Origin of the sequence: Janibacter sp. UYMM211 (assembly GCF_040547045.1) — a bacterium.
Classification (GTDB): Bacteria; Actinomycetota; Actinomycetes; order Actinomycetales; family Dermatophilaceae; genus Marihabitans; species Marihabitans melonis.
This window is the reverse complement of sequence record NZ_JBEPOY010000002.1, coordinates 185,942-212,195: the sequence shown is the minus strand read 5'-3', so window position 1 is coordinate 212,195 and position 26,254 is coordinate 185,942. Positions and strand designations below refer to the sequence as shown.

At 73.5% G+C, this 26,254-nt stretch carries 25 protein-coding genes and 1 tRNA gene; 10 read left to right on the top strand and 16 right to left on the bottom strand.

What is annotated here, in order from left to right:
- The first annotated feature begins 22 nt into the window (after nt 1-22).
- The 3 genes from ABIB53_RS06115 to ABIB53_RS06105 all read left to right on the top strand — a co-directional run bounded on the left by ABIB53_RS06115 (nt 23) and on the right by ABIB53_RS06105 (nt 3,191).
- Entirely contained in the window at nt 23-1,198 is a 1,176-nt protein-coding gene (locus tag ABIB53_RS06115; protein ID WP_354587528.1) for an NADH-quinone oxidoreductase subunit D, read from the top strand.
- A gap of 101 nt (nt 1,199-1,299) precedes the next feature.
- Complete coding sequence (locus ABIB53_RS06110) at nt 1,300-2,208, top strand: DUF6801 domain-containing protein (RefSeq protein ID WP_354587527.1); 909 nt, start codon at nt 1,300-1,302, stop codon at nt 2,206-2,208.
- Between the two features lie 218 nt (nt 2,209-2,426).
- Nucleotides 2,427-3,191, top strand: coding sequence for a class F sortase (locus tag ABIB53_RS06105; RefSeq protein ID WP_201465509.1), 765 nt, complete (start codon nt 2,427-2,429; stop codon nt 3,189-3,191).
- 15 nt (nt 3,192-3,206) lie between these two features.
- Here ABIB53_RS06105 and ABIB53_RS06100 read toward each other — a convergent pair whose 3' ends face one another.
- The 7 genes from ABIB53_RS06100 to tilS all read right to left on the bottom strand — a co-directional run bounded on the left by ABIB53_RS06100 (nt 3,207) and on the right by tilS (nt 9,906).
- Nucleotides 3,207-3,689, bottom strand: a complete 483-nt coding sequence (locus ABIB53_RS06100) for a DUF3180 domain-containing protein (RefSeq protein ID WP_201465508.1) — start codon at nt 3,687-3,689, stop codon at nt 3,207-3,209.
- The gene (gene folK, locus ABIB53_RS06095; protein WP_354587526.1) at nt 3,686-4,555 is read right to left on the bottom strand and encodes a 2-amino-4-hydroxy-6-hydroxymethyldihydropteridine diphosphokinase; all 870 of its coding nucleotides are present in this window, start codon (nt 4,553-4,555) and stop codon (nt 3,686-3,688) included. Before folK ends, ABIB53_RS06100 begins: the two co-directional genes overlap by 4 nt.
- Nucleotides 4,548-5,345, bottom strand: a complete 798-nt coding sequence (folP, locus tag ABIB53_RS06090) for a dihydropteroate synthase (protein WP_502914631.1) — start codon at nt 5,343-5,345, stop codon at nt 4,548-4,550. Before folP ends, folK begins: the two co-directional genes overlap by 8 nt.
- 35 nt (nt 5,346-5,380) lie before the next feature.
- Entirely contained in the window at nt 5,381-5,944 is a 564-nt protein-coding gene (folE, locus tag ABIB53_RS06085; protein WP_224767024.1) for a GTP cyclohydrolase I FolE, read from the bottom strand.
- 70 nt (nt 5,945-6,014) lie between these two features.
- A complete protein-coding gene (gene ftsH / locus ABIB53_RS06080; protein ID WP_354587524.1) occupies nt 6,015-8,150 on the bottom strand; it encodes an ATP-dependent zinc metalloprotease FtsH in 2,136 nt (711 codons plus the stop codon).
- A 171-nt stretch (nt 8,151-8,321) separates the two neighbouring features.
- Entirely contained in the window at nt 8,322-8,873 is a 552-nt protein-coding gene (gene hpt / locus ABIB53_RS06075; protein WP_068273010.1) for a hypoxanthine phosphoribosyltransferase, read from the bottom strand.
- A 7-nt stretch (nt 8,874-8,880) separates the two neighbouring features.
- On the bottom strand, nt 8,881-9,906 hold the full coding sequence (tilS, locus tag ABIB53_RS06070; protein ID WP_354587523.1) for a tRNA lysidine(34) synthetase TilS: 1,026 nt from the start codon (nt 9,904-9,906) through the stop codon (nt 8,881-8,883).
- 36 nt (nt 9,907-9,942) lie between these two features.
- Here tilS and ABIB53_RS06065 point away from each other — a divergent pair, with 36 nt between their 5' ends.
- Nucleotides 9,943-10,464 carry a hypothetical protein gene (locus ABIB53_RS06065; protein ID WP_354587522.1) on the top strand — a complete coding sequence of 174 codons (522 nt, stop codon included), beginning with the start codon at nt 9,943-9,945 and terminating at the stop codon, nt 10,462-10,464.
- Nucleotides 10,465-10,584: 120 nt separating this feature from the next.
- Here the strand turns inward: ABIB53_RS06065 and ABIB53_RS06060 are convergent, their stop codons facing one another.
- Nucleotides 10,585-11,628, bottom strand: a complete 1,044-nt coding sequence (locus ABIB53_RS06060) for an Rv3626c family coenzyme F420 biosynthesis-associated protein (RefSeq protein WP_068273002.1) — start codon at nt 11,626-11,628, stop codon at nt 10,585-10,587.
- A 42-nt stretch (nt 11,629-11,670) separates the two neighbouring features.
- Nucleotides 11,671-13,086: a D-alanyl-D-alanine carboxypeptidase/D-alanyl-D-alanine endopeptidase gene (gene dacB / locus ABIB53_RS06055; protein ID WP_354587521.1), complete on the bottom strand. Its 1,416-nt coding sequence runs from the start codon at nt 13,084-13,086 to the stop codon at nt 11,671-11,673.
- 83 nt (nt 13,087-13,169) lie between these two features.
- Here dacB and ABIB53_RS06050 point away from each other — a divergent pair, with 83 nt between their 5' ends.
- The gene (locus tag ABIB53_RS06050) at nt 13,170-13,790 is read left to right on the top strand and encodes an inorganic diphosphatase (RefSeq protein ID WP_354587520.1); all 621 of its coding nucleotides are present in this window, start codon (nt 13,170-13,172) and stop codon (nt 13,788-13,790) included.
- Between the two features lie 87 nt (nt 13,791-13,877).
- On the opposite strand, the gene ABIB53_RS06045 is transcribed toward ABIB53_RS06050, so the two are convergent.
- Nucleotides 13,878-14,327, bottom strand: a complete 450-nt coding sequence (locus ABIB53_RS06045) for an SRPBCC family protein (protein WP_354587519.1) — start codon at nt 14,325-14,327, stop codon at nt 13,878-13,880.
- Between the two features lie 46 nt (nt 14,328-14,373).
- Between ABIB53_RS06045 and ABIB53_RS06040 the strand changes: the two genes are divergently transcribed.
- The 3 genes from ABIB53_RS06040 to ABIB53_RS06030 are packed head-to-tail and all read left to right on the top strand — an operon-like array spanning nt 14,374 to nt 17,274.
- Nucleotides 14,374-15,300 (top strand): alpha/beta fold hydrolase, encoded by a 927-nt coding sequence (locus ABIB53_RS06040; RefSeq protein ID WP_354587518.1) that lies wholly within the window; start codon nt 14,374-14,376, stop codon nt 15,298-15,300.
- Nucleotides 15,301-15,353: 53 nt separating this feature from the next.
- Nucleotides 15,354-16,859: a fatty acyl-CoA synthetase gene (locus tag ABIB53_RS06035; protein ID WP_354587517.1), complete on the top strand. Its 1,506-nt coding sequence runs from the start codon at nt 15,354-15,356 to the stop codon at nt 16,857-16,859.
- A 4-nt stretch (nt 16,860-16,863) separates the two neighbouring features.
- Complete coding sequence (locus ABIB53_RS06030) at nt 16,864-17,274, top strand: hypothetical protein (protein ID WP_148041543.1); 411 nt, start codon at nt 16,864-16,866, stop codon at nt 17,272-17,274.
- 200 nt (nt 17,275-17,474) lie between these two features.
- On the opposite strand, the gene ABIB53_RS06025 is transcribed toward ABIB53_RS06030, so the two are convergent.
- Nucleotides 17,475-18,689 (bottom strand): MFS transporter, encoded by a 1,215-nt coding sequence (locus ABIB53_RS06025; protein ID WP_354587515.1) that lies wholly within the window; start codon nt 18,687-18,689, stop codon nt 17,475-17,477.
- Nucleotides 18,690-18,743: 54 nt separating this feature from the next.
- Here ABIB53_RS06025 and ABIB53_RS06020 point away from each other — a divergent pair, with 54 nt between their 5' ends.
- A complete protein-coding gene (locus ABIB53_RS06020) occupies nt 18,744-19,508 on the top strand; it encodes a DeoR/GlpR family DNA-binding transcription regulator (RefSeq protein WP_354587514.1) in 765 nt (254 codons plus the stop codon).
- A gap of 182 nt (nt 19,509-19,690) precedes the next feature.
- On the opposite strand, the gene ABIB53_RS06015 is transcribed toward ABIB53_RS06020, so the two are convergent.
- From ABIB53_RS06015 to tmk, 4 genes are all read right to left on the bottom strand, one after another.
- A tRNA-Thr gene (locus ABIB53_RS06015) sits at nt 19,691-19,767 on the bottom strand.
- Between the two features lie 64 nt (nt 19,768-19,831).
- Nucleotides 19,832-21,361, bottom strand: coding sequence for an alpha/beta hydrolase (locus ABIB53_RS06010; RefSeq protein ID WP_354587513.1), 1,530 nt, complete (start codon nt 21,359-21,361; stop codon nt 19,832-19,834).
- Nucleotides 21,362-21,374: 13 nt separating this feature from the next.
- Nucleotides 21,375-22,535, bottom strand: coding sequence for a DNA polymerase III subunit delta' (locus ABIB53_RS06005; protein WP_354587512.1), 1,161 nt, complete (start codon nt 22,533-22,535; stop codon nt 21,375-21,377).
- On the bottom strand, nt 22,532-23,176 hold the full coding sequence (gene tmk, locus ABIB53_RS06000) for a dTMP kinase (protein ID WP_354587511.1): 645 nt from the start codon (nt 23,174-23,176) through the stop codon (nt 22,532-22,534). Before tmk ends, ABIB53_RS06005 begins: the two co-directional genes overlap by 4 nt.
- A gap of 50 nt (nt 23,177-23,226) precedes the next feature.
- Between tmk and ABIB53_RS05995 the strand changes: the two genes are divergently transcribed.
- Nucleotides 23,227-24,567 carry a serine hydrolase domain-containing protein gene (locus tag ABIB53_RS05995; protein ID WP_354587510.1) on the top strand — a complete coding sequence of 447 codons (1,341 nt, stop codon included), beginning with the start codon at nt 23,227-23,229 and terminating at the stop codon, nt 24,565-24,567.
- A gap of 64 nt (nt 24,568-24,631) precedes the next feature.
- Here ABIB53_RS05995 and ABIB53_RS05990 read toward each other — a convergent pair whose 3' ends face one another.
- The gene (locus ABIB53_RS05990; protein ID WP_354587509.1) at nt 24,632-26,200 is read right to left on the bottom strand and encodes an AMP-binding protein; all 1,569 of its coding nucleotides are present in this window, start codon (nt 26,198-26,200) and stop codon (nt 24,632-24,634) included.
- Between the last annotated feature and the right edge of the window lie 54 nt (nt 26,201-26,254).

The window sequence follows — 26,254 nt, the reverse complement described above, 5'->3', positions numbered from 1 at the left end:
CACCGGTGGCATGCTCGGCTGCATGCCCACCCCGCCGACCACCGAGCCCCGTGAGGTCACCCTCGGCGTCGGGTCCGCCGTGCACAGCACCGACATGGTGCTCAACATCGGCCCGCAGCACCCGGCGACCCACGGCGTGCTGCGCCTGCGCGTCGTGCTCGACGGCGAGCGGCTGCTGCACGCCGACCCGGTCGTCGGCTACATGCACCGCGGCGCGGAGAAGCTCTTCGAGGTCCGCGACTACCGCCAGATCACCGTGCTCGCCAACCGTCACGACTGGCTCTCCGCCTTCGGCAACGAGCTCGGCGTCGTCATGGGCGTCGAGGCGATGCTCGGCATGGAGGTGCCCGAGCGCGCGGTGTGGGCGCGGACCCTGCTCGCCGAGCTCAACCGCGTGCTCAACCACCTGATGTTCCTCGGCTCCTACCCGCTCGAGCTCGGCGCGATCACCCCGATCTTCTACGCCTTCACCGAGCGCGAGGAGATCCAGGCCGTCATGGAGGAGATCTCCGGCGGGCGCATGCACTACATGTTCAACCGCGTCGGCGGTCTCAAGGAGGACCTCCCGGCCGGCTGGCTCGACCGCGTCGAGGCGGCCGTCGCCGCCGTGCGCGGCCGGCTCCCGCAGCTCGAGGGGCTCCTCGTCGGCAACGAGATCCTCCAAGCCCGCACGAAGGGGGTCGGCGTCCTCTCCCCCGAGCTCGCCTGCGCGTACGGCGTCTCCGGACCCATCGCCCGGGCGAGCGGCGTCGACCTCGACCTGCGTCGCGACGCCCCGTACCTCGCCTACGGCGAGCTCTTCGCGCCCGGAGGTCCCGGCCGGGTCGTCACGCGCACCGACGGCGACTGCCTCGCCCGCCTCGAGGTGCTGCTCGAGCAGACCCACGTGAGCCTCGACCTCGCCCAGGCGTGCGCCGAGCGCCTGCGCGAGCTCCCCGCGGGGCCGGTCAACCAGCGCCTGCCCAAGGTGCTCAAGGTGCCCGAGGGCGAGCGGTACACCGCGACCGAGAACCCCCTGGGCATCAACGGCTACCACCTCGTCAGCCGCGGCGAGAAGACCCCGTGGCGGCTCAAGCTGCGCTCGGCGTCCTTCAACAACGTCCAGGTGCTCTCGCAGCTGCTGCCCGGAGAGCTCGTCGGCGACCTCGTCGCGATCCTCGGGTCGATGTTCTTCGTCGTCGGCGACGTCGACAAGTAGCCGACCGACCTCCTTCCGCCCCGGATGGTGCAGCCGGTAGGTTGTGCCCGACCGAGGGGGACGAGCAGGCGTCCGCTCGACTTCGCAGGGGAGCTCATCGCATGGCACGTCGCCACGTCCGCACGTCCGCCGGGGCCGCGGCCCTCGCCGGCATCGGCATCGCCGCCGTCGGCCTGGCCGCTCCGGCCCAGGCCGTCACCGTCACCCAGGACTACGAGTGCACCTACGAGGTGCTCAACCTGGGGCAGATCGCCGGCGACCCGGACGTGAGCGTGAGCTACACGGTCGACCTGCCGACGAGCGTCGAGGAGGGCGAGCAGATCACCTCCGACGTCACCGCGGTCGTGACGATCCCCGAGTCCCGCCGTGACTCGCTCTACTCCCTGCTCAACGTCCGTGCGGTCGACGCGCCGAGCGACCCGCTCAACGCGGCCGGCGTCTCCGTGAGCGACGGCACCGACAGCGTCGACGGCGACATCGCCTTCACCTCTCCGCTCACCGACGTGCCCGCGTCCGGCGAGCTCGTCGTCACCGCGACCGGCTCGGTCTCCGTGCCCGCCCCGAGCGCCGGCACCTACGACGTCGAGGCCACCGACCTCACCGCCTTCATCCGCGGGTACGCCGACGCCGACGGCCAGTCGTACACGACGAACGTCACCCTCCGGTGCACCAACGTCTCCGAGAGCACCTCCGTCGGCACGATCGAGGTCACCGAGGCGGACTCCGAGCCGACCCCGACGACCGACGAGCCCACCACGGACGAGCCCACCACCGACGAGCCCACCACCGACGAGCCGACGAGCGAGGACCCGGACCCGACGACGAGCGCCGACCCGACGGCGACCTCGGGCAGCCCGACGAGCGTGCAGACGCCGGCCCTGGTCCAGACCGACGCGACCCAGGGCGGGTCCGGCCAGAGCCCGGCGCTGCTCCTCGGCGGCGGGCTGCTCGCCGCGGTCGGCAGCCTCGGCCTGGCCCTCACCCGTCGCCGGGCCTCCGCGCGGCACTGAGGGCACCGGCCCTCTCGGCAGCACTGAGGGCACCCGCCCTCTCGGCAGCACCGAGGGCACCCGCCCTCTCGGCAGCACCGAGGGCACCCGCCCGAGACGAAGGGGGCGACCACCCGGACCACCGGTGGGTCGCCCCCTTCGTGCCGGTCGCCGCCCCTGCGATACTTGACCGGTCCGTCCCCGACGCGTGACCCGCGCCGACCCCAGGAGCCCGAAGCGTGGCCCGTACACCCCGCAGCCCGCAGCACGGCGAGACCCTCGCGATCCGCGTCCTCGCGAGCCTGCTCGGCGTCGGCACCCTCGGCGCGATCGCTCTCGGCGCGTGGTGGCTGACGAGCGACGACAGCGTCGCGCCGGGCACCTACGTCGCCCCGAGCGAGATCTCGACCTCGTCGAGCACGAGCGAGCCCTCCGCCACCTCGAGCCGCACGAGCCGTCGCTCGTCCTCGTCCTCGTCCGCGACGACCCCCGCGCGCCGCTCCACGTCGACGACGACCCCGCCGGCCCCGTCGGCCACCGCCGCCCCGGCCGGGGACCCGACCCGGGTCACCGTCACCTCGGGCGGGCGCACCCTCGTCGACGCGTCGCTGCAGGCGACCTACCTCGACGCCGACGACGTCCTCGCGCCCCCCTTCGGCACCGCGGGCTGGTACGCCGAGTCCGGGTGGCCCAAGCCCGGTCAGACCGGCGCGAGCATCCTCGTCGGCCACATCAACCACGGCAGCGAGCCCGACGTCTTCTGGAACCTCCCGCAGGTCAAGATCGGCGACCGCGTGACCGTCACCTACGGCAGCGGGCGCGAGGTGGCCTGGCGGATCACCCGCTCGTCGGCCGCGAGCAAGACCGAGGTGCCCCAGGACGACACGATCTGGGACCACGACAACCCGCGGCCGGTCCTGCGCCTCATCACGTGCGACCCGACGACCCCGCTGCAGGGCGGGCACTACGAGGGCAACTGGGTCGTCTGGGCCGACCCGGCCTGAGCGAAGGGGGACGCCTCAGCGGCGACCGGACGACCCCTCGGCGGGGTCGGAGCGGTCCTCGTCGCGGATGCGGCACCAGCCCTGGGCGACGTGCCCGGCGACCGCGACGAGCGCACCGGTCAGCGCGGCGGCGCCGAGGCGCAGCGCGAGCTCGGCGTGGCTGCCGAAGCCGAGGTCGGGCAGCAGGACGAGCGCGTGCCCGAGGTAGAGCCCGCAGACGACCGCGCCGGTGAGCGCACCGGCCTGGGCCAGGCCGAGGATCCGGGCGGCCCGCAGCGGGGCGACCGCGGTGCCCTCGCGGCGGTAGCGACGCATCGGCCAGGCGACGACGAGCAGCGCGAGGGCCATGACCACCAGGAGCGCGGCGGCCAGCCACGGCGTCTGGACGACCCGCTCCCCCGACGCGACCCACCAGCGGCTGAGCAGCCACGACACGACGGTGGTGACGAGCCCGGTGACGAGCGTCGTGCGCCAGCGCAGTCCCTCGATCATCATCATCGGCCGTCGACCGCCCGCACACCGGTCGTGTCGAGGGTGGTGACGAGCTCGGCGACGGCACGGACCTCGCCGTCGACGCGCAGCCGGGCGTCGGGGTCGGCGTCGAGCCACGGCACGAGGACGAAGGCCCGCTCGTGCGCGCGGGGGTGCGGCACGGTGAGGACCGGGGCGTCGAGGCGGGCCTCGTCGGCCCCGCCGGTCGTGCCGTAGGCGACGAGGTCGAGGTCGAGGGTGCGAGGCCCCCAGCGCACCTCACGGGTGCGGCCGTGGCCGGCCTCGATGCCGTGCAGGGCCGCCAGGAGAGCCCACGGCGTGAGCGAGGTCGTGCCGACCGCGACGGCGTTGACGTAGTCGGGCTGCTCGGGGCCCCCGACGGGGTCGGTCGCGTAGCTGCGGCTCACCGCGGTGAGGTCGACGTGCGCGCGCAGCGCGTCGACGGCGTCGTGGAGGGTCTGGGTGGAGTCGCCGAGGTTGCTGCCGAGGGCGACGACGACGGCGCTGCGCCGGGTGCGGCGCACCCGGACCCGCACGTCGCCGAAGGGGACGCCCACCGGCGCCTGCGGCTTGTGCACGACGACCTCGACGTCGCCGATCTCAGGGCGGAGCAGGACGTCGCCGGCGATGCGCTCGGCGAGCGCCTCGATGAGGTCGAGGGGCTCGCCCTCGATGCGGGCGACGACCGCTGCGGCGATCTCGGCGTAGCTCACGGTGTCGGCGAGGTCGTCGCTCGCTCCTGCGCGCGAGAGGTCGGTGCCCATGAGCACGTCGACGACGAACTCCTGCCCGTCGCGCCGCTCGAAGTCCAGGACGCCGTGGTACCCCTTCGCCCGGACCCCGAGCAGCTCGATGACGTCACGATCAGGCACGGTGGGCCTCCAGGGCGTCGACGACGTCGAGGGCGTCGAGCGAGGCGACGACGTCGTGCACGCGGACGGCCCACACGCCGGTGCGGGCGGCGAGGGCCGTCGTCACGGCGGTCGCCGTGTCGCGCTCGACGGGCGGGCGCTCGGCGCCGGCGGCGCGGCCGACCTTGCCGAGGAAGCCCTTGCGCGAGGTGCCGAGGAGCACCGGGCGGTCGAGCGCGACGACGCGCTCGAGGCCGGCGAGGAGCTCCCAGTTGTGCTCGGCGGTCTTCGCGAAGCCGATGCCGGGGTCGAGGACGAGCTGGTGCTCGCCGAGACCGGCCGCGAGGAGGACCTCGACGCGCTGCTCGAGCTCGGTGCACACCTCGCCGACGACGTCGTCGTAGCTCGCGGCCGCGTACATGTCGGTCGAGTGGCCCCGCCAGTGCATGACGACGAAGGGGATGTCGCTCCCGGCGACGACGGAGGCGATCTCGGGCTCGGCGAGCCCGCCGCTCACGTCGTTGATGACGGCAGCACCGGCCTCGACCGCGGCGGCCGCGACCCGCGTGCGCATGGTGTCGACCGAGACCGCGACGCCCTCGTCGGCGAGGCGGCGCACGACGGGCACGACGCGGCGCACCTCCTCCTCCTCGTCCGGGCGGTGCGCGCCGGGACGGGTGGACTCACCGCCCACGTCGACGAGCGTCGCGCCCTGCGCGACGAGCTCGAGCCCGTGCGCCACCGCGGCGTCCTCGTCGTACCACCGTCCCCCGTCGCTGAAGGAGTCCGGGGTGACGTTGACGATCCCCATGATCGCGGGGCGCTCGCCTCGCTGCAGGAGCACGGTCAGCGAGCCCCCATGAGCAGGGACATCGCCTCTGCACGGGTCGCGGGGTCGCGCAGCTGGCCGCGCACCGCCGAGGTGAGGGTGCGCGCGCCCGGCTTGCGCACGCCGCGCATCGACATGCACAGGTGCTCGGCCTCGACGACGACGATGACGCCGGTGACGTCGAGGCACTCGACGAGCGCGTCGGCGACCTGCGAGGTGAGGCGCTCCTGCACCTGGGGGCGGCGCGCGTAGACGTCGACGAGGCGGGCGAGCTTGGACAGCCCGGTCACCTGGCCGCTGCGCCCGGGGACGTAGCCGACGTGGGCGACCCCGTGGAAGGGCACGAGGTGGTGCTCGCACGTCGAGTACAGCGGGATGTCACGGACCATGACGAGCTCGTCGTGGTCGATGTCGAAGGTCGTCGCGAGGATCTCGGCCGGGTCCTGGTGCAGCCCGGCGAAGGTCTCCGCGTAGGCCCGGGCGACCCGGGCGGGGGTCTCGAGGAGCCCCTCGCGGTCGGGGTCCTCCCCGACCGCGATGAGGATCTCGCGCACCGCGGCCTCGATCCGCGGCAGGTCCATCGCCGCGGCGACCGGGCCGGTGCCCGCCCCGGCCTCGAGGGCCTCGGCCTCGTGCTGGCTCATCGTCACCTCAGTGACGGCCGTCGGGATCGACCTGGCCGCCGTCGGGCACCTCGCGGACCTCGGCCGCCGGGTGCTCCTCCGGGTAGGGGGTGGCCCCCTCCTCCGCCGCCTTGTCGATGGCGGCCGCCGTGCCCGGGTCGCCCGGCTGGGCGCCGACACCGGCCGGCGGGGCGCCGGTCGGGCTCGGAGCCGGTGCCGAGCCGTTCGAGCGAGCCGCGAGAGCGGCCTCCTCGGCGGGTGTGAGGACCGGGGGCTTGTCGGAGATCGTGCGGTTCTCCGCGGAGAGCCACGTGGGGCGACGGGGGCGCTTGCGCACGTCGGCGAAGACCGCCGCGATCTCCTTGGGGCCGAGCGACTCGTGCTCGAGCAGCTCGAGGACGAGACGGTCGAGGACGTCGCGGTTGTCGTTGATCGCGTGCCAGGCCTCGTCGTGAGCGGCCTCGATGAAGCGGCGCACCTCGTCGTCGACGACGCTCGCGATCTCCTCCGAGTAGTCGCGCTGGTGACCCATGTCGCGGCCGAGGAAGACCTCGCCCTGGCTCTGGCCGAGCTTGACCGCGCCGATGCGCTCGCTCATGCCGAACTCCGTGACCATCTTGCGGGCCATCGCGGTGGCCTTCTCGATGTCGTTGGCGGCGCCGGTCGTCGGGTCGTGGAAGATGATCTCCTCCGCGACGCGGCCACCGAGGGCGTACGCGAGCTGGTCGAGGATCTCGTTGCGCGACGTCGAGTACTTGTCGTCGGTCGGCAGCACCATCGTGTAGCCGAGCGCGCGACCGCGCGGCAGGATCGTCACCTTCGCGACGGGGTCGGTGTGGTTCATCGCCGCGGCGACGAGCGCGTGACCGCCCTCGTGGTACGCGGTGACCTTGCGCTCCTGGGCGCTCATGATCCGGGTGCGCTTCTGCGGGCCGGCGATGACCCGGTCGATCGCCTCGTCGAGGACGTGGTCGTCGATGAACTGACCGCCCCCACGAGCGGTGAGCAGCGCCGCCTCGTTGAGCACGTTGGCCAGGTCGGCGCCGGTCATGCCCGGGGTGCGCCGGGCGACGGCGAGCAGGTCGACGTCGGGGGCCATCGGCTTGCCCGCCGAGTGCACCTCGAGGATGCGGTGGCGCCCGATCATGTCGGGGTTCTCGACACCGATCTGGCGGTCGAAGCGGCCCGGGCGCAGCAGCGCCGGGTCGAGGATGTCGGGGCGGTTGGTCGCCGCGATGAGGATGACGTTGGTCTTGACGTCGAAGCCGTCCATCTCGACGAGCAGCTGGTTGAGCGTCTGCTCCCGCTCGTCGTGACCGCCGCCGAGGCCCGCACCGCGGTGGCGACCGACGGCGTCGATCTCGTCGACGAAGACGATGGCGGGGGCGTTGGTCTTGGCCTGCTCGAAGAGGTCGCGCACGCGCGAGGCGCCGACACCGACGAACATCTCGACGAAGTCCGAGCCGGAGATCGAGTAGAAGGGCACGCCCGCCTCGCCGGCGACGGCGCGCGCGAGGAGGGTCTTGCCGGTACCGGGCTGGCCGTAGAGCAGCACGCCCTTGGGGATCTTCGCGCCGACCGCGAGGAACTTGCTCGGCTCCTTGAGGAACTCGACGATCTCGTGCAGCTCCTCGACGGCCTCGTCGGCGCCGGCGACGTCGGAGAAGGTGACCTTCGGGGCCTCCTTGCTCGCGAGCTTGGCCTTGGACTTGCCGAACTGCATGACGCGGTTGCCGCCCTGGGCCTGGCTCATCATGAACCAGAAGAGGCCGACGAGCAGGAGCAGCGGGAGCAGCGAGAAGAGCAGCGAGCCCCAGATGCTCGGCTCCTCGATCGTGTCGTTGATCGTGCCGGGGACCTTCTCGTCGACGAGGGTCACCATGTGCTCGGCGCGCGCCTCGACGAACTCCGTCTCGACCTGCGTCGCGTCGGTGACCGCGTCGCCGTCGGAGTAGGTCTGCCCGTCCTTGAGGTCGAGCTGGAGGGTGTTGTCGCTCGTGAAGTGCGCCTCCTGCACCTTGCCCTCGTCGATGAGCTTCTCGGCGGCGGAGGTGTCGATGCGGGCGTAGTCACCCCCGCTGCCCAGCTGGAAGACGAGCATGAAGATGACGAGCAGTGCGAGCGCCCAGAAGAGCGGGGCGCGGAAGAGCTTCTTGGCGTTCATGCGGCTTCGGGTCTGCCCGATCTTCCTGGTCGACGACGGCCGCCCCTCGGGCGGCAGGATCAAGAGACGAAACTACCCGACCACGAGGTCAGGATCCGTCCCACCTCCAGGGCCAACGCGCGGGCCGACGGGGGTGTTCCCCACCCCCTCGCCGTCCCCCTTCGCCGGAGGTCAGCTGTAGACGTGCGGCGCGAGGGTGGCGACCTCGCGCAGGCCGCGGTAGCCCTCGGCGTAGTCGAGGCCGTAGCCGACGACGAACTCGTTGGGGATGTCGAAGCCGACCCAGCGGGTCTCGACCTCGACCTTCGCGGCGTCGGGCTTGCGCAGCAGCGTGAGGACCTCGACCGACGCGGGCGAGCGCGAGAGGAGGTTGGTGCGGATCCACGACAGCGTCAGGCCCGAGTCGATGATGTCCTCGACGATGAGCACGTGCTTTCCGGTGATGTCGGCGTCGAGGTCCTTGAGGATGCGCACGACGCCCGAGGACTTCGTGCCGGAGCCGTAGGAGCTCACCGCCATCCAGTCCATCGGCGCGGAGCCGGGCAGGTGACGCATGAAGTCGGCCATGACCATGACCGCCCCCTTGAGCACCCCGACGAGGAGGAGGTCCTCGCCCTCGTAGTGCTCCCAGACCTCCTGGGCCAGCTCGGCCAGGCGCTCCTGGATCTGCTCCTCGGTGCACAGCACCCGTACGAGATCGGCCTCGATGCTCTTGGCGTCCACGGGGCTATCAGACCAGACCTGCACCGGTGATGGACAGCCGGGCCTGCCGACCGGTGCCCACCCGGGTGACCTCGACCCCCGGCAGGTGCAGCGGGCCACGACCGCGCGGCGCGGTGACGAGGGCGTCGACCGCGGCGAGATGAGCGGCGGACAGGTCGCCCGGGCGGGCGCCACCGGCGAGCAGGAGCCGGCGCAGGACGCGGGCGCGCAGGGCCGTCGGCAGGACGGCCAGGTCGGCGGTGCGCGGCTCGGCGACGGCGGCGAAGGGGGCGGACGCCTCGTCGGCGAGGGCGTCGAGGTGGTCGGCGTCGGCGCGCAGGAGGTCGGCGGTGCGGGCGAGCGCCTCGGGCAGACCGGGCCCGAGGTCCTCGGCGAGGGTCGCGAGGACCGCTCGCGCCCGGGAGCGGGCGAAGGCGGGGTCGACGTTCGTCGGGTCGTGCCAGGGGTCGAGGCCGGCGGCGGCGCACGCCGCGCGGGTCGTCGCCCGGTCGACCTGCAGGAGCGGGCGGGCGAAGGGGACGCCCCCTCGGGTCGTCGTCACGGGCATGCCGGCGAGGGAGCGGGCGCCGGAGCCGCGCAGGAGCCCCAGGAGGACCTGCTCGGCCTGGTCGTCGCGGGTGTGGCCGAGGAGCACGAGGGCGGCGCCGAGGTCGCCGGCCGCGGCGGCGAGCGCGGCGTAGCGGGCCTCGCGGGCGTCGGCCTCGGGGCCGACACCGGTGCTGACGACGCGGACCCGGCGCACGACGACGACCTCGTGGGCGCGGCCGTCGGGGGTGCGCATCGCCCGGCACTGCTCGGCGGCACGCTCGGCGACCTCGGCCGACCCGGGCTGCAGGTCGTGGTCGACGACGACGACGCCGGTGCGGGTGGGTCCCCCTTCGTGCAGGAGGGCGTGGGCGAGGGCGAGGGAGTCCGCTCCCCCGCTGACGGCCGCGAGGACGAGGGGGTCCGGGGCTTCGGTAGCGTCGTGCCCGGCCACGCAGGTGCGCACCGCACGTCGGAGCGCTGCCTGCGCCGGATGTCCTGCTGCCACCGCCCCATGATGACCCGTCACAGTGAAGGCCTGCCGATGCGTGTCCGCTCCCCCTTCGTCCTCGCCCTCGCCGCCCTCGCTCTCGCGGGCTGCGGCACGGACGACCCGACCCCCGCCGCGACGGGCTCGTCGAGCAGCAGCTCGACGTCGTCGACCTCGGCGTCGAGCAGCTCGACACCCGCGGCCGAGGAGGACCACGACGACGAGCACGAGGGCGAGGACGGCCACGAGCACGAGGCCGAGGCCGAGGACGGCCACGAGCACGAGGCCGACGACCACCTCGACGTCGCGTGCGAGGCGGAGCTGTCGCAGATGCAGGGCGAAGAGGGCTCGGGGCAGGTGCTGTCGGCCTCGGTCGAGCCCGATCTCACGTGCACGCAGGCGGTGCCCGTGGTGACCGCCATCAACGCGCTGCACCCCGTCGGCAAGGCCCCCGCGACGCTCACGGCGCAGGGCTTCGAGTGCGAGGTCGAGCAGGACGACCCCGACGGGATGCAGGTCGAGGTCTTCCGCTGCACCGACGACCGCGGCGTCGTCGTCTGGGCCCGCACCGCCTGATCTCACCGCCTCAGCTTTCCCGCCCAGGGCGGGAAAGCTCGACCTCGGGAAAGAAATGTTCCTTCCCGAGGTCGAATGTTCCCGCCCTGGGCGGGAAAGTGGCGACAGGGGCGAAGGGGGTCAGCCGTGGACGCGGCGGACCCAGGCCCCGGGGTCGGTGATCTCGGCGGCGCGCGGGAGGGTGTCGGGCGAGGTCCAGATCGCGTTGAAGCCCTCGACGCCGACGCGCTCCTGCACCCCCCGCACGAAGGCTGCGCCGTCGCGGTACTGGCGCATCTTGGCCTCGAGCCCGAGCAGCCGGCGCAGGACGCGGTCCACCGACCCGGCGCCCTGCCGGCGCACGTCGAACTTACGGCGGATCTCCTCGACGCTCGGCACGTGCTCGGGACCCACGTCGTCCATGACGACGTCGGCGTGCCCCTCGAGCAGCGACATCACCGCGGTGAGCTCGGCCATCTCGGCTCGCTGCTCCGGGGTGGCGAAGACATCGGTCAGCCCCGCCCCGTCGCCGCGGAAGGCACGCGGCAGCTCCTTGGCGAGCTGCTCGAGGCGGGTGCGCACCGAGTCGACGTCGGGCACCATGTCGCTCGCCAGCGCCTGAGCGCGCTGGACGACGTGGTCGCGCAGCCACGGCACAGCCGTGAACTGCACACGGTGGGTCTCCTCGTGCAGGCACACCCAGAAGCGGAAGTCGGTCGGGTCGACGCCGAGCTCGCGCTCGGTGTGGACGAGGTTCGGGGCGACGAGCAGCAGCGAAGGCGTGCCGCCCGGCGCGAGGTCGTACTGGCCGAGGACCTTCGTGCTGAGGAAGGCGAGCAGCCCGCCGGCCTCGGCACCGGTGACCTTGCTGCCGATCGCCTGCGCGACCGGGCCCGGCGCCTGCTTCTGCCGGGCGCTGATCCGGGCGACGACGGGGTCGAGCATCGCCGACATCGAGTCGGCGTTGACCGCGATCCACGTGGGGCGGTCGACGACGACGGGCGGCGGGGCGTCACCGGGCGCGCGCAGCCGCGAGGTCTCGGCCACCGGTTCGACCGCCCGGGCGGCCAGCGAGCGGATCTGCTCGACGATCTCGACGGCCTCGGCCGCGGAGACGTCGGGCCCGGAGGGCGCGAGGCGGGCCCCCGTGCTCGTCGCGAAGCTCCAGTCGACGTACTGGGTCATCAGTGGCCCTTCCGTGGTGGGGACGTGGCGGTGCCGCGTCGGTCAGCGGCACCCGCACGTCGTGAGGGTGCCGACGATCTCGTCCAACACCGCGCGGGCCCCGAGAGTTCCCGTCGTGCTCGGCACCTGGTCGGCGAGCAGGACGTAGGTGAGCACGCGGCCGTCGGCGGTGGTCGTCGTCCCGGCGAGACCGGACACCCCGGTGAGGGTGCCGGTCTTGGCCCGCGCGACGCCGACGGCGGGCACGGCCTCGGGCTCGGTGAAGCGCTCGTGCAGCGTGCCGGTGAAGCCGGCGACGGGCAGACCGAGGAGCACGCCGCGCAGGCTCTTCGCGCTGCCGGTGATGCCCAGCTGCATGACCTCGCTGATCGTGTCGGCCGGCACCCGCTGACCGCGGCTCAGCCCGGAGGCGTCGAGCAGACGCGTGCCGGACATGTCGACGCCGGCGTCGATGAGGGTCGAGCGCACCCACCGCGCGACGTCCTTCGCGTCACCGCTGCGCGCGCCGTCGGCGAGCGCCGCCTGACGGGTGAGGTTCTCGGTGAGGGCGTTGTCGCTGCTCGACAGCGCCTCGGCGAGCACCTCGCCGAGGGGCGCGGACTCGACCGAGCCGAGCTCCGTGGCGCCCTCGGGCGCAGCCGTGCGCCAGGTCGACGCGCTGTCGTCGACGCGCACGTCGAGACCGGCGCGCGTCAGCTCGGCGCGCAGCGCGGAGAGGGCCGAGCGCTCGGGGTAGCGGGGCGAGGGCTGGTAGGGCTCGGGGCGCTCCCCCGCCAGCCCGATCATCGTCACGGCCTGGGTGAAGCCGTTCGTCACGTCGGTCGGGTCCCACGTCGAGGGCACCCGCGGCCCGGCCGCGTAGGTCGCGTCGAGGCGAAGGGTGAGCCGCTCCCCCTTCGCCTCCGGGCCGAGCGAGCGGGCGACCTGACGGGCGAGGTCGCGCATGCCGGCGCGGCCCTCGACCGCGGTCGGGTCGCCGGCCCCCTTCGCGATCATCGTGTCGCCCCCGGCGACGAGGACGACCTCGTCGGCCGAGGCGCCGGTGACGACGCGGGTCGTCATCGTGCTCGACAGGTCGCTCGTCTCGGCGACGGCGGCGCCGGCGAGGATCTTCTGCGTCGAGGCGGGCACCATCGGCGCGCTGCCCCGGTGGTCGTAGAGCACCTCGCCCGTGAGCGCGTCGCGGACGACGACGCCGGCGCGGCGGCCCAGCCAGGCGTCCTCGACGAGGGGGTCGAGCTCGCGGGCCAGGGCGCCCGTCGACGGGCGGGGGGCCTTCGTCGAGGCGGCGGGGGCGACCGCTCCCACCGGCTCGGGCTGCGGGCCAGGGGTGATCTGGGCCACGTCGGCGGCCACGTCACGGGTGAGGACACCGGGCACGACGTCGGCCACATCGGCTGCGCCGTAGGCGATCGCGCCGGCGACGACGACGCCGGCAGTCGCAGCGAGTCGGCGCACGTGGACTCCCCCTGGTGCCGGAGCGGTCGGTGATGGTGGAAACTGATCCCCGAGCCTAGGTCATCCACGTGAAGGGGCAGTTCATGGAGTTCGACGTCACCATCGAGATCCCGAAGGGTCATCGCAACAAGTACGAGGTCGACCACGAGACGGGTCGCATCCGTCTCGACCGCCTCCTCTTCACCGCGATGTCGTACCCGAGCGACTACGGGTACATCGAGGACAGCCTCGGCGAGGACGGCGACCCGCTCGACGCGCTCGTGCTCCTCGACGAGCCCACGTGGCCCGGCTGCCTCGTGCGCGCGCGGCCGATCGGCATGTTCCACATGCGCGACGAGGCCGGCGGCGACGACAAGATCCTGTGCATCCCCGCGGGCGACCCGCGCAAGGACCACATCAAGGAGCTCGAGGACATCTCCGAGTTCGACCGCCTCGAGATCCAGCACTTCTTCGAGACCTACAAGGACCTCGAGCCCGGCAAGTCCGTCGAGGGCGCCCACTGGGCCGGCCGCGTCGAGGCCGAGGCGACGATCGACGAGGCCATCCAGCGCGCGACCGACGCCGGTATGAGCACCGCCCGCTGGAAGGCGCCCTTCAGCGCCGCCGCCCAGAGCGTCGCCCGCTCCGAGGAGGACCACGCGGTCGCCTCGCGACGTGCGCGCGAGGAGCTCGCGACGAAGGACAAGCCGCTCTCCGACGACTGAGACGTCCGCCGTGGGTCACCACGGGACGACGAAGGGGTGCCGACCAGCTGGTCGGCACCCCTTCGTGCGTCTGCCGGCGGGCCGCCCTCAGGCGGCGAGGTACTCGCCCAGGCCCTGCTGACCGCCCCGCATCATCGCGTCGTGGTTGGCCCGGATGACCCGGACCCCGATCAAGGGCACGGCGGCGACGAGCTTGAAGAAGGGGTGCGCGATCGAGACCTCCTGCGTGTACGCCACGCGGCACCCGCCGGGGACCGCAGCGACGTGCCACTGGCTCCACCCGCGCAGGTCGCCCTGCACGCGCACGCGCAGCAGCCCGATCTCGGGCAGCTCGGCCTCGCGGGTGATCGTCATGCGCAGGCTGACGGGGATGCGCGAGCACACGCGCAGCTGCCCGTGCTCGGCGTCGACGCGCTCGACCTCCTTCACCTGGGGCCACCACCGGATGTAGGAGTCGACGTCGGCGAGGGCGCGCAGGACGTCGGCGGCGGGGTGGTCCATCTCCCAGGCGTCGGTGAAGGCCAGGCGGGAGATCATGAGGGCAAGGGTGCCTCACCGGAGGGGCGATCTGTACGTTGAGCGGGTGCGCTACTTCTCCCGTGACGGGCTGACCTTCGACCTCGACGACTCCGCCGGCGACGACGCCGGTGCCGTGACCGACGGCCAGGAGGTCGTGGTCCTCCTCCACGGCTGGCCGCAGGACCGTCGCGCCTGGCGGGGCATCACGCCGGCGCTCGCCGAGGCCGGCCTGCGCGTCCTCGCCCCTGACCTGCGCGGATACTCCCCTGGCGCTCGTCCTCCTCGAGCCTCCGACTACGTCATCGGCGAGTCCGTCGCCGACGTCATCGCCCTCGCCGACGCGGTGGGCGCGCAGCGCGTGCACGTCGTCGGTCACGACTGGGGCGGCGCGCTCGCGTGGACCGTCGCCTCGCGACACCCCGACCGCGTGGCCAGCCTCACGGTGCTCTCGACGCCGCACCCGACCGCGATGGCGTGGGCCTTCAAGCACGGCGACCAGGCCCGGCGCAGCGCCTACATGGCCTTCTTCGCGCTGCCCGTCCTGCCGGCCGCCCTCTTCCGCCGGCTCACCCGGCCCTTCCTCGTGCGCACCGGCCTGCCGCAGGACCTCGCCCAGCAGTACGCCGACCGGATGGCCCAGCCGGGCGCGGCGCAGGCGAGCCTCAACTGGTACCGCGCCGCGCTGCCCCTCAAGCACATGGTGGCCGAGCGGGTCCGCGGGTCGAAGAGCCCAGCTCGCCCCGAGCGCGTCCGCACCGCCGCCGACGTCGTCCCCACGACCTTCGTCTGGGGCACGCGCGACGCCGCGCTCGGGCGGGCCGCTGCAGAGCGCACCGGCGTCGTCGTGCGCCGGGCCGCGGAGAAGGCCGGCGTCGACCCCGGCGCGGCGTACCGCTTCGTCGAGGTGAGCGCCGGGCACTGGCTGCCCGAGAAGCGCCCGCAGGAGGTCACCGAGGCGATCCTGTCGCGGGTGCGCTCGGTCTCGTCCTGACCAGTCCTGACCACCCCTTGTCAGGTCCTGCCCGATCGAGCACCCTTCGGGCCATGAGCCTCATGCGCAGCAGCACGATCGACGGTGTCGTCCGACGCAGCGCCCGCGCCTTCGGCGACCGGGTGGCCCTCGTCTTCGGCGAGCGGGAGTGGACCTACCGCGAGCTCGAGGACGCGACGAGCCGGGCGGCCGCGGCGCTGCTCGCGCAGGGCCTGACGAAGGGGGACCGCGTCGCCGCCTTCGGGCGCAACAGCGACGCGTACCTGCTCGGCTTCCTCGCGTGCGCCCGCGCCGGGCTCGTCCACGTGCCGCTCAACTACAACCTCACCGGGTACGAGCTCGAGTACCTCGTGACGCAGTCCGGCAGCTCGCTCGTCCTCGCCGACCCCGACCTCGCGCCCCGGCTCGACGACCTCGAGGCGCCGGTGCCCTCGCTCCCCCTTCGCGACGCCGAGGGCTCGCTGCTCGACGCCGCGCGCACGGGTGAGGTGCCGGAGGTCGACGTCGAGGTCGCCGACGACGACCTCGCCCAGCTGCTCTACACCTCGGGCACGACGTCGCGGCCCAAGGGCGCGATGATGACGCACCGCTCCCTCGTCGCCGAGTACCTCAGCTGCGTCGTCGCGCTCGACCTCGCGCAGGACGACGAGCCGCTGCACGTCATGCCGCTCTTCCACTCGGCGCAGATGCACGTCTTCCTCCTGCCGTGGCTCGCGGTCGGCGCCCGGAGCACGCTGCTCGAGGTGCCCGACCCCGGCGAGATCCTCGCGCGCATCGAGCGCGACGGGCACCGGGCCTTCTTCGCCGCCCCGACGCTGTGGGTGGCGATGACGAACCACGCCGACTTCGCCGGGCGCGACCTGGCCTCGCTGCGCAAGGCCTACTACGGCGCGTCGATCATGCCCGGCCCGGTCGTCGAGCGGCTCCAGGCGAAGATGCCCGAGCTCGGTCTCTACAACTGCTTCGGGCAGTCCGAGATGGGACCGCTGTGCACGGTGCTGCGGCCCGAGGAGCACGCAGAGCGACCCGACTCGGCGGGGCGCCCTGTGCTGCTCACCGAGATGCGCGTCGTCGACGGCGAGGGGCGCGACGTGGCACCGGGCGAGATGGGCGAAGTCGTCTACCGCTCGCCGCAGCTGTGCCTGGGCTACTGGGACAAGCCGCAGGAGACGGCGGAGGCCTTCGTCGACGGGTGGTTCCACTCCGGCGACCTCGTGCGGGTCGACGAGCAGGGGTACATCACCGTCGTCGACCGGATCAAGGACGTCATCAACTCCGGCGGCGTCCTCATCGCCTCGCGCGAGGTCGAGGACGCCCTCTTCAGCCACCCCGCCGTCGCCGAGGCCGCCGTCATCGGCATCCCGGACGAGCGCTGGGTCGAGGCGGTGACCGCGGTCGTCGTGCTGCAGGACGAGGTGAGCACCGCCGACCTGCTCGAGCACGCCCGCACCCGGCTCGCGGGATTCAAGGTGCCGAAGTCCGTGCACGTCGTCGACGCCCTGCCGAAGAACACCTCCGGCAAGATCCTCAAGCGTCAGCTGCGCGACGAGCTGGCCTGAGGTGGTGCGAGCGATCGCGGCAGCGCTGGGCGCCGCGCTGCTCCCGCTTGCCGGCTGCGGGCTCGTCGGCGGGTGGGACCAGGTGTCCCTGACCGGCACGTACGAGTACGGGTACTCGGATCAGGACCGCACCCTGGCGGTCTCGGTGACGAAGGGGTGCCAAGACCTGCGCTTCGTCTCGCTGGACGTGCGCGAGAGCGACAGCGAGGTCGTCGTCGCGCCCGCTCTGGAGACGAGGACGGACGACGACGTCAACTGTGCAGCGGTCATCACGTACCTCACCGAGCACGTGCAGCTCGACGCGCCACTGGGTTCCCGGCGGGTGGTCGGCGCCGACGGCACCCCGTTGCAGAGGTGCGCCGAGGTGAGGCCCGTCGGTGTCAGCGCGGAATCTTGCCCCGACCCCGCCGGTTGACGCGTCGAGACCTCACGCATCGTCGAAGCGGCGCGGGCGCCCGGGTCCCTCCGGGACGCGGGCCATGCCGGAGATCGGGTCACCCCTGCGGACAGCCGACCGTCGCCGTGGCTACCCGGCAGTAACGGGACTCCCCGGGTCGTCGCCCGGCATATACGGGGGCAGCGCCTCCACGGGTCCCGTCGGTGCCGGCGGCCGCATCAGATCCGGACCTGAGCCCGCCGCTGGCCGTGCGCCACGGCGGCGGCGACGAGGCCGGCGGCGACCGGGACGAGCAGCCCGGCCCGCAGGCTGGTGAGGTCGGCCACGGACCCGATGGCCGGGGAGGTGACGAGGAAGCCGATCCGCATGAGCCACCCGAGGACGGCGATGCCGGTGCCCTCCGGCAGCCCCGGGACCCGTCCCGCGGCGGCGAAGGCTGCCGGCACGAGAGTCGCGCTGCCGAACCCGGCGACCGCGAAGCCGCCGAGCGCGACGACGTACGTCGGGGCGAGGACGACGAGCAACGAGCCCGCCGCCACGAGCAGACCGCCTGCGCGAGCCACGGCGATGCGGCCCCACCGGTCGGTCATCGGGTCTCCGAGGACGCGGCCGACGAACTGCGCGCCGAGGGCGGCGCTCAGCCCGAGCCCGGCGACCGCGGTCGGCGCAGCGACGACGTCACCGAGGTAGAGGACGGCCCAGTTGTTCGCGACGTCCTCGACGAGGGTTCCGCAGATGGCGAGCACGACGAAGGGGACGAGCAGGCGCCAGGCGTGCCGACGCACCGAGGAGGACCTGCCCGCCGCGGCATCGGCATCGGGGGCGGCCTCTGCAGCGCGCAGCTGCGAGCGCACGTGCTCCGGCACCACCGCGAGACGGCACGCGACGAGCGCCACGACCACCCAGACGGCCCCGTTGACGACCATCTGCGTCGAGATCGAGACCCCGGCGGCAGCCGCCGTCGCGCCGACGAGACCACCGGTCGTGGCTCCGACCGACCACAGGGCGTGGAAGGAGTTCATCGCCGACCGACCGCGCCACTGCTCGACGAGGACACCCTGGACGTTCTGGGCCGCGTCGACGAGGGCGTCGACCGCACCCGCGAGGAGCAGCATGGCCGCGAAGGACCACACCGAGCCGCTCGCCGCCGCCACCGCCAGCGCGACGGCGAGGAGCACCGAGCCGACCGCGTTGGCGCGCAGGACGCCGAGCCGGCGGATGACCCGCCCTCCGAGACCGGCGGCGACGAGCGCCCCCGTGGGGAAGGCGACGACGAACAGCCCGAACTGGCTGTTGGTCAGGTCGAACGCCGCCTTGATCTCGGGGTACCGGGGCAGGAGGGCGCTGAAGAGCACGCCGTTGGTGAGGAACATCAGCGAGACGCCGGTGCGGGCACGCGCCGGCGAGGCGGGACGGAGCAGGAGGCTGGGCACGGCCGTGACCGTAGGTGCTTGGATGATCGCGTGCAACGATCACAACGACACCGGATGATCATCCGAGCCGTCGAGTCCGGTGCGACCGTCTCGGTCGAGGCCCTGTGCGAGCTGACCGGCGCGTCCGCGATCACCGTCCGCCGCGACCTCGCCCAGCTCGCCGCGCAGGACGCGGTGCGGCGCGTGCGGGGCGGGGTCACCCGGGCGCACGCACGGGGTACGCCCATGCCCTTCGCCGTCCGGCTCGACGCCGACCGCGACCGCAAGGCCGCCCTGGCCGCCGCGGCTGCATCCCTCGTCGAGGACGGCTCGTCCCTCGTGCTCGACAACGGAACGACCTGCTACGCCGTCGCGACGCACCTCGCCGGGCGCCCTGTCACGGCGCTGGCCCTGTCGCTGCACGCGGCCGCGGCGATGGCGACGCTGCCCGGCGCCTCCGTCGTCGTGCCCGGCGGGCCGGTCGAGAACGACACGCTCGCCTTCACCGGCCACCCCGCGGTGCGCGCCCTCGAGGACACGCACGTCGACCTCTCGATCATCGGCACGTGCTCCGCGCGCCCGGGCTTCGGGCTGACCTCGACGACGTACGAGGACGCCGAGGTCAAGCGGGCCTGCCTGGCCGCGGGCGCGCGCCGGGTCCTCGTCATCACCCCCGACAAGCTCTCGCGGAGCTCGACCTTCCGCTTCGGCGAGATCGCCGACCTCACCGACCTCGTGACGACGACGGACGCCGACGGCGCGGCGCTCGCCCAGGTCCGCGCCGAAGGGGTGAGCGTCCACCTCGTCGAGACCGGCCCCGCCCCGCCGGCGCAGACGTGACGACGACCCCACCCCGACCGGACACCCAGACTGACAAAACCCTGCTGGCTGCCTCTTGATGTGCCAGGACCCCTTCGAAAGGCACCTGGCACGACGAAGGGCAGCCAGCAGGGTTTTGTACGACCCCGGGCAGCACGAAGGCCCCCGGCCGGAGCCGGGGGCCTTCGTCGTGCTGTCCTGCGTGGAGCCGCCTGTCGGAGTCGAACCGACGACCTATTCATTACGAGTGAATCGCTCTAGCCGACTGAGCTAAGGCGGCGGGTGCGCCATGGGATCGCCAGGACGCGAGTGCGAGTATACGGACGGCCCCCGGCCGCGCGAAATCAGGAGCAGGTGATGTCCTGCTCAGGGAGCTCGCCCGTGAGCCAGAAGTCGTCGACGGCCGAGTCCACGCACGAGTTCTGCCGCATGTACGCGGTGTGCCCGTCGCCCTCGTGGGTGACGAGACGGCTCTCGTCGAGCTGGTCGTGGAGCCGCTGCGCCCACGCGTAGGGCGTCGCCGGGTCACGAGTCGTGCCGATGACGAGGATCGGGGCGGCCCCCTTCGCCGAGATCGTGTGCGGCTCGACGACGGGCTCGTAGGGCCAGCTCGCGCACGGGCCGGACCCGCCGGCGATGACCTCTCCCCAGATCGGGGCGTCCTTTTTCGCCTGCTCGATCATCTGCTCGCGCTCGTCACCCTCGGGCTCGGGGTGGTCGAGGCAGTTGACCGCGTAGATGACCTCCATGATGTTGCCGGCGTACTGCCCGTCGGGGTTGCGGTCGGCGTACTGGAAGGCGAGCTGCATGAGGTCCTTGCCGTCGCCCCCCTGCACCGCGACGAGCGCGTCGGTCAGCGTGCTCCACGCGCCCTGGTCGTACATCGCCTGGGCGATGCCGAGGCTGGCCCAGCCCTCGGTGAGCTCGAGGTCACCGGCACCGGGGATCGGTGACTCGTCGAGGTCGTCGAGGATGCCCTGCATCGTCTCGATCACCTCGTCCTCGGTGCTGCCGAGGGCGCAGTCGTCCTCGGCGCACGAGCGGGCCCACGCCCGCGTCGCGGTGTCGAAGCCCTTCGCCTGACCGATGTTCATCTCCGCCGTCGTGAGGTCGGGGGCCACGACGCCGTCGAGGACGAAGCGGCCGACCTTCTCGGGGAAGAGCTCGGCGTAGGTCGCGCCGAGGTAGGTGCCGTACGACTTGCCGAGGTAGGTCAGCTGGCTCTCGCCGAGCGCGGCCCGCAGCACGTCCATGTCACGAGCCGCCTCAGGTGTCGACACGTGCGGGGCCACGGTCCCGGACTTCTGCTCGCAGCCCTGGCCCATGGCCTTCCCCGTGTCGACGAGAGCCTGCTCCTCGGCGGCGTCGTCGGGCGTCGGGTCCTGACCGAGGAAGTCGTCGAGCGCGCCGTCGTCGAGGCAGTCGACCGGTGCCGAGCGCCCCACGCCACGCGGGTCGAAGCCGACGACGTCGAAGCGGTCGCGCACGTCGCCGCTCACGACGTAGTCGGCATAGCTGGCGTACTCGGTGCCCGACCCGCCGGGACCGCCCGGGTTGACGACGAGGCTGCCCTGCTTCTTGCGCTTCGCCGCCACCTTGAGCACCGCGATCTTCAGCGTCTCGCCCTCGGGGTCCTCGTAGTCGACGGGCACCTCGAGCTCGGAGCACTCCCCCTCGGCGCCGCCCTCGCAGTCGCCCCACGACAGGTCCTGCTCGTAGTAGCGGGCGAGGGCCTCCTGCCCCTGCGGCGGCACGGTCGCGCTCGGGTCCGCCGCCGTGGGCTCGTCCTGGCCGGGCAGGAAGGAGCAGCCCGACAGGAGCAGCGCGGACGCGGCGCCCGTGGCGACGAGACGGGCGGGGAGGGGGCGGCTCATGCGAGCACGCTACCTAAGGCAGCGTGAGGTCGATCGCCATGGACTCGAGCGCGAGCAGGGGCGCGACGTTGGCCTCGATCCGCCGGCGGGCGACACCGATCGCGTCCATCGCGAGGAGGAGCCGCTCGGCGCTCAGCGCGCGCGCGACGTCCTCGACGACCTCGCGCGAGTCCTCGTTGACGAGCGCGACGGCCTCGCCGGTGCGCAGGACGAGCGCGTCGCGGTAGACCGAGAGGAGGTCGGTGAGCGAGCGGTCGATCATGTCGCGGGTGAAGCGGGTGGCTCGCGTCTTCTGCGACTTCTCCAGACCGGAGATCTGCGAGCGGACGTGCGGGGGCTGGGTGCGCGCCCCCGCCTCGGCGCCCAGGGTGGCGAGCAGCTTGGCCTTCTCCTCGGCGTGCCGGTCGACGAGCACCTTGTCGCGCTCCTCCTCGGCGATGCGCACGAGGTCGGCGGCCGCCGAGACGGCGTCGGCGACCCCGCGGATCCGGGTCGTCAGCGAGATCGTGTCGTACCGGCGGGTCCGGGTGCCCTCGTCGGTCGCGAGCCGGCGAGCCATGCCGATGTGGCTCTGGGCGGCTCGGGCCGCGTGGACCGCGGCCTGGCGCTCGACGCCGTCGCGGCGCACGAGCAGGTCGGCGACGTCCTCGACCGACGGGGTGCGCAGACGGACGTGCCGGGCGCGCGAGCGCACGGTGACGAGCACGTCGTCGGTCGCCGGTGCGCACAGCAGCCACACGGTGCGCGGCGTTGGCTCCTCGAGCGCCTTGAGCAGGGCGTTGCCGGACTGCTCGGTGAGCCGGTCGGCGTCCTCGACGAGGATGACCCGCCAGCGCCCGACCGACGGCGAGCGGCCGGCGAGCTGGACGAGCTCACGGGCCTGGGCGACACCGATCGACAACGCCTCGGTGGCGAGCACGTCGACGTCGGCGTGGGTGCCGTCGAGCGCCGTGCGGCACTCGCGGCACTCCCCGCACCCGCCCGCGGCGCACATGAGCGCCCCGGCGAATGCTCGGGCGGCGACGGATCGCCCCGACCCGGGCGGCCCGGTGAAGAGCCAGGCGTGCGTCATCGCCGCGTCGTCGGAGACGGCCCGGCGCAGGACCTCGAGCGCCGGCTCCTGCCCGACGACGTCGCGCCACACCCCGGGCGCAGCCCCGGTCGTCACGCTCACGCCGTCACCAGCCCGTCGGCCAGCCCGCGCTGCTCGAGCGCGGCGAGCACCTCGCCGTGGACGTCCTGCGGGTCCTGCCCGCCGTCGACGACGACGTAGCGCTCGGGCTCCCCCTGCGCGATGGCGAGGAAGTGCGCGCGCACCGCCTCGTGGAAGGCGTCGCCCTCGGACTCGAGCCGGTCGTGCACCTCGCCGCGTCGCGCCCGGCCCTGCTCGGCGGTGACGTCGACGACGACGGTGAGATCGGGCATGAGGTCGCCGACGGCCCACATCTGCACGGCGTGGACCTCGTCGTGGCGCAGCTCGCGCCCGGCCCCCTGGTAGGCGACGGAGGAGTCGGTGTAGCGGTCGGTGACGACGACCTCGCCCCGCTCGAGGGCCGGACGGACCACCTCGGCGACGTGCTGGGCCTTGTCGGCGGCGAAGATCAGCGCCTCGGCACGGGCGGCCATGGCCGAGCCGTGGAGCACGAGGTCGCGCAGCTGGGAGCCGAGCGCCGTGCCCCCGGGCTGGCGGGTCGTCACGACCTCGCGGCCGGCGGCGCGCAGCGCCTCGGCGAGCAGCCCGACCTGCGTCGACTTGCCGGCCCCGTCTCCCCCTTCGAAGGCGATGAAGAGGCCAGGTCGGGTGGGGTCGCTCACCCGGCCGAGCCTAGGCCACGGGGCCGACGGCCCACGGATACCGTGGCGCCATGCCCTTCGCCGACACCACCGCCCGCTCGCTCGACCTGCTCGCCCACGACGCCCAGCGCGACGGGCGCGTACCCGGGCTGGCCGCCGGGGTGGCGCGCGCCGGGCAGCTGCAGTGGTTCCGCGGCATCGGCACGACCGACCTCGAGCAGCCCGACGCGACGCCCGACGAGGACACGCAGTACCCCGTGGCGAGCAACAGCAAGACCTTCACCGCGGTCGCCGTCATGGCGCTGCGCGACGAGGGCCGGCTCGACCTCGACGACACGGTCGACGAGCACGTGCCCGGCAGCACCCACGAACGGGTGACGATCCGCCAGCTCCTCTCGCACACCTCGGGGATGCAGCGCGAGCCCGTCGGCGGCGTCTTCGACACGATGGTCATGCCGGAGCGCGACGAGCTCGTCGCGGGCTGGAGCCAGGCCGAGCGCGTCGGTCGCCCGCACGACCGCTGGCACTACTCGAACCTCGGCTACTCGCTGCTCGGCGAGATCGTCGCCCGGCTCGACGGCTGCGAGTGGCACGAGGCGATCCAGCGCCGCATCCTCGACCCCCTCGAGATGCGTCGCACCTCCACGCGCGGCAGCGGCCGCCGGGCGAAGGGGTACTACGTGCCGCCCTTCACCGACGTGCCGCTGCCCGAGCCCGACTTCGACGCGAAGGCCCTCGACCCCGCCGGTGGCCTGCGCTCGACGGCCGCCGACCTGGCCCGCTGGGGCGGCTTCGTCGCCGACCCCGTCGAGGAGGTGCTCTCCCCCGACACGATGGAGGAGATGTGCCAGCCGCAGACGATGGCCGACCCCCGCGGCTGGACCCTCGCGTGGGGCCTGGGCTGGATCCTCCAGCGCCACGAGGGGCGCACGTGGGTCGGTCACACGGGCGGGTGGCCGGGCTCGGTCACCGGGGTCTTCACCGAGCGCGAGAGCGCGACGACCGGCGTCGTCCTCATGAACAACACCGCACCGGTCTCTCCCTCGGTCGCCGCGATCGGCATGGGCACCCGGGCCATCGAGCTCGAGCCGGTGGCTCCGAAGGCGTGGGTGCCCGGCACGAGCGTGCCCGAGCAGCTCCTCCCGCTCCTCGGCCACTGGTTCTCCGAGGGCAGCGGCTTCGTCCTCTCTGTCCGCGAGGGGGCGCTCGAGGCGCAGGCCGTGGGTGCGCCGAAGGGCACCCCGCCCTCGGTCTTCGAGCCGGCCGGCGAGGACTCCTACCGGACCGTCTCGGGCCGTGAGCGCGGCGAGCGCCTGCACGTCCACCGCGACGCGTCGGGCGGCGTCAGCCACCTCACGTGGGCGACCTACCGCTTCACCCGCGAGCCCCTCGCCTTCGGGCAGTGGCTCTGACCGCTCGCCCGAGCGGGGCATGACGAAGGGGGCCGTCGCGGACGGCCCCCTTCGCGCACGTGGCTCAGGCGAGGCGCTCGCGCAGCTCGCGCGCCAGGACCTTGCCGGTGGCGTTGCGCGGCAGCTCGTCGACGAGCACGACGTCGCGCGGCACGCAGTGGCGGGCCCGCTCGGCGCGCACCATGGCCCTGACCTCGTCGGCGTCGATCGAGTGCCCGGGCCGCACGGCGACGAAGGCGGCCAGGCGCTGCCCGAAATCGGGGTCGGGCACCCCGACGACCGCGACCTCGCGCACCGCCGGGTGCTGGACGAGGAGCGACTCGACCTCGCTGGGGTAGACGTTCTCGCCGCCGCTGACGATCATGTCGTCGTCTCGCCCGGCGACGAAGTAGAGCCCGTCGCGCACCGAGCCCATGTCACCGGTGGAGACGAGGCCGTGGAGGCGCTCCTTGGTGCGGCCGTCGGTGTAGCCGTCGAAGACGAGCTCGTTGCCGGCGAAGATCCGCCCCGTCTCCCCCGGCGCCACCTCGCGGCCGTCGTCGTCGAGGACGAGGACCCGGGTGCCCAGCGGCGGGGTGCCGGCCGTGTCGGGGTCGCGGCGCAGGTCCTGCGGGGTCGCGATGCACACCCACGACGCCTCGGTCGACCCGTAGAGGTTGTAGAGGACGTCGCCGTACTCGTCCATGAAGGTCGTCGTGAAGCCGCTGGGGTACGCAGACCCCGACGTCGCGACGACCCGCAGCCGCCGACGCTCGCGAGCGCCGGGGTCGGGCGGCAGCTCCATCATCCGCTGGAGCATCACCGGCACGGCGAACATCGCGTCGATGTCGTGCTCCTCGAGGGCGGCGCGGGCCGCCTGCGGGTCGAAGCGGCGCTGGAGGACGATCGTCGCCCGCATCGCGACGGAGAGCTGCATCGCGGCGTAGCCCCACGTGTGGAAGAGCGGGGCGGAGACGAGGATGCGGTCGCGCGCCCGCAGCGGGATGCGCTCGATGATCGAGATGAGCGGGCCGAAGCCACCCGGGGTCTTGCGGGCCGCCCCCTTCGGCGTCCCGGTCGTGCCCGAGGTGAGGATGATCGTGCGACCGCCGCGCGCCGGCGGACGGAGGGGGCCCGGCTGCGGCGTGCGCTCGACGAGCGCCTCGAGCTCGGACTCGCCGATCCGCTCGACCTCGGCGCCGAGCCCGGTGACGCACTCGGCGAGGTCGTCGTCGTGCACCACCCCCCGCACGTCCTGCTGGCCGGCGACGAGCGCGAGCTGCTGCGGGGGCAGGCCGGTGTTGCCGAGGACGACGTCGACCCCGATGGCGGCGGTCGCGCACATGACCTCGATCGCGCCGACGTGGTTGCGCGCCAGGAGGAGCAGCCGGTCGCCGGGCCCGTAGCCGCGGTCGAGCAGCACCGCGGCGACGCGCTCGGAGCGGGCGAGCAGCTCGGCGTAGGTCACCGCCCCACGACCCTCGTCGACGACCGCGACGACCTTCGGGCTGCGCGCGGCGGCCTGGCGCAGCTCGCCGGCGAGCCCGAAGCCCCAGCGCCGCAGCGCCGCGAGCTGGCTCACCTGCTGGTGGGGCGGCCCCGGGGCGAGCATGCCGCGCCGGGCCATCGTGCTGACAACGGTCAGGGGGTTCATCGGTTCACCTTCGAGTCGACGACCCGGCCGACCTTACCGGCCGGTAGCCGGCTC